Source organism: Actinoallomurus acaciae, assembly GCF_042429965.1.
GTDB lineage: Bacteria > Actinomycetota > Actinomycetes > Streptosporangiales > Streptosporangiaceae > Actinoallomurus > Actinoallomurus acaciae.
In genome coordinates this window covers 1-2,923 of sequence record NZ_JBHLZP010000772.1, presented here as the reverse complement: position 1 = coordinate 2,923, position 2,923 = coordinate 1, and the positions used below count along the sequence as shown (strand labels likewise).

The 2,923-nt window shown below is 73.8% G+C and carries 3 protein-coding genes; 1 reads left to right on the top strand and 2 read right to left on the bottom strand.

All coding sequences use genetic code 11. The annotated features are described in order from the left end of the window. Positions 1 to 530: PP2C family protein-serine/threonine phosphatase (locus ACFFNX_RS46725; protein ID WP_378212820.1), on the bottom strand; the 530-nt coding region annotated here is incomplete at its 3' end. Positions 531 to 551: 21 nt separating this feature from the next. Next, positions 552 to 797: a hypothetical protein gene (locus ACFFNX_RS46720; RefSeq protein WP_378212819.1), complete on the bottom strand. Its 246-nt coding sequence runs from the start codon at positions 795 to 797 to the stop codon at positions 552 to 554. Positions 798 to 1,124: 327 nt separating this feature from the next. Here ACFFNX_RS46720 and ACFFNX_RS46715 point away from each other — a divergent pair. After that, on the top strand, positions 1,125 to 2,923 hold a 1,799-nt coding region (locus ACFFNX_RS46715), incomplete at its 3' end, for an ABC transporter permease family protein (RefSeq protein ID WP_512699886.1).

Sequence of the window (2,923 nt, the reverse complement as noted above, 5' to 3'; positions counted from 1 at the left end):
GATGACGAGGGCGGTGTCGTCCGCCGCGCCGCCGGCCACGCCGAGGTCGGTGAGGGGCGCCTCGGCCGGCGGCTCGGGGTCGAGCGGGGCGCGCCGGCGAAGGCTCTCGGTGAGGCGGCGCGAACCGTCGTCGATGTCCTCTCCGCGGCGCTCCAGCCGGTGTACAGGACGAGGGTGGCGCCGGGCTCGTACGGCAGGTCCGCCTGGGACCGTGGGGCGTCGGCGAGGCGGACGCCCAGGGGCGGGTCGGTGGCCTGGTCGAGGAAGTGGGCGGTGCCATCCGGCTGGAGAAGCACGGGCGGGAGGTGACCGGCGCAGCTGTAGGTGATCGTCTGCCGCTCCTTGCCGATGACGGCCTGGACGGCGGTGCCGGCCAGCGCCCCGTCGATGGAGCGTGCGTACCGGCCGAGCGCCCGCAACGCCTGCGCGGGCTCCTCGACGACCTGGATCCCGGCGCTGAGGGCGCTGCGCAGCTGTCCCATCACGCACGCGGCCGCCAGGCCGTGGCCGACGACGTCCCCGACGGCCACTCCTCGTTCAGTTCGTACAGTTCACTCGCGCGGGAGAAGGGCTCGGCTGCCTGGAACGCCTCTCCGCCGTGCCCGACCGCGCCGCCGGTGCATCACGAACCGGGTCACGTCCTCCGAGCGCGCGACGAACAGGACGGCTTCGCCGTCCGGGCTGGTGACCGTGCTCCAGTACCGCTCCTCGAACTCGCCGGGGCGGCCCTTCACCGGGATGTCGTGCTGCGTCGGCCCTTGGGCGTCACGCCTGCCCGTGCGCGACGCCCGCCGCACGGGAACGTGTCGGACATGGACTCGCCGATGAGCCCGTCCCGGGCGCCTCCCACCCCCGCATTCGTGTGCCGCCCCAGTTTACGGTCGACACGCCGCTGACCTGCATAGACGTCCGAGGTTGGCGGTCCGGGACCGGCGTGGCCGGCCGTCCTCCCAGCCCCGGCGATCCGCCGTTTCTCCCGTAAAACCGACTATCTACCCCGGCTCCGACCAGGACAGCGGATATCGGGTGGCGCTACGGTCGGCTTGGCCGATCACCGGGTCGGCGACGAAATCGGTACCCCGCGGAGTGTCCATGACCAAGCGCAGCGAGGAGATCGAGGGCCCATGACGCCTCAGCCTCCGGTACTCCCGATCGCCCCGCCCGGCGCCGCAGGGTCGCGCCGCGGCGTGGGGCTGCTCCTCATCGTTCCGGCCGCGCTGACCGGCCTGATCACGCTCGTCGTGCCGAGCGTGCAGACCATCGTGCACAGCTTCCAGACGGGCGGCGGTCTCCTCGGCCGCCCCGCCCACTCCGCCGGTGTGCACAACTACAACCGCATTCTCGGCGAGGGCGACTTCTGGAAGGCCCTGGCCTTCTCGCTGTCGTTCGCCGTGGTCCCGCTGCTGATCCTGCTGGTGGTCGGGCCCGCGCTCGCCGCGGCGCTCGACCGGGCCGGCACCTGGCCACGCCGCGTCGGCCGGGTGCTGCTGTCCCTGCCGCTCGTGACGTTCTCGCCGGTCGCGGTCGCCGCCGCGTGGATCCTCGCGCAGCGGGACGGCGGCATCGCGACCATGTTCGGCCGGCTGCCGGTCAGGAGCGGCTGGCCGCCCACCGGTCAGCTCATCGCGGCCGCGGGGATGTTCGGCCTGCTGTGCGGGCTGGCGCTGCTCGTCTTCCCGCCGCTCCTGCGCGGCCGTGCGCGGGGCCGCCCGGTCACCCCCGCGTTGGTCGCGGTCGGCTCGATCGTCGTGCTGGCGGGCGTCGCCGTGGCGCTCCAGACGTTCACCGCCAGCCAGACGTTGAGTCCACGGCTGACGCTCGCCGCGCTGCAGTACCGCCTGGCGTACTTCTACTACGACTTCGGCGGCGGCGCGGCCGTCGCGACGGTCACCGGGCTGATGCTCGGCGTGCTCGGCGTCGTCGCGACGGTCATCGCCGTGGAGACGAGGCTCCGGATCGACATCGGCCCGGGCGACGACGCGGCGCCGAGGCGGCCGGGCGGCGGAGGCCGGCTGGTGATCGGCGTTCTGGCCCTGGTCGTCATCGTGATCGTCGGCGTCGTCTGCTCATGGCCGTGGCTGTCGGCCCTCTTCTCGTCCGGGCACGCCGCTCCGCTGCGTCCGTCCACCGGGCGCATCCTGGTCAACACGTGGCTACCGCCGATACTGAGCGCGATCGTCTCGGTCGGCACGGCGTTCCTGGCCGCGCTCGGGATCGGCGGCCTGCGTCCGCTCGGCCGCCGCAGCGAGTGGCTCCTGCTGGCCTTCGCGCCGTGGCTGTTCGTCGGCGTCACGCCGCTGAGCGTCGCCGACTTCGACAACGCCCGGCATCTCCACCTGATCAATCACTTCATCGGCCTGGTGCCGCCGCTCCTGCTGAGCGTGCCGTCGCTGCTCGTGCTCACGCTGTTCTGCCGGAGCCGGGCCGCGCGGTGGCGCGCGAGCGGGGCGGGGTTCTTCCCGCAGGTCGTGGTGCCCGCGCTGCCGCTCGCCGCGCTCATGGGCGGCGTGACCGTGCTGTTCGGCGCGCACGGCATGTTGTGGCCGAGCCTCGTGGCCAGCAGCGCCGACCGGCAGTCCGCGCCCCTCGTGGTGCTCAGGCAGCTGAACGGCTACGCGAGCCGTCCACCGCTCGGCGTGGCGACGCCGCTCGTCGTGGTGATCGTGCTCTTCCTCGCCGTCGGAGCGCTGCAGATCTTCTACCTCGACCGGCTGATCATCACCACCGGCCCGGCCGGTGAGGCCGAGGCGGACACGCCGTACGGGCCGCTCCCGCCCGCACATGCCCCCTGGCCCGGCTACGGACCCCAGCCTCCGGGCCCGTACGGCCCAGGTCCGTACGGCCCCCCGCCCGGCCCGTACGGACCTCCTGCCGGGCCCGGCGGCTATCGGCCTCCGCCCGGCTACCGTCCCCCGCCGCCCGC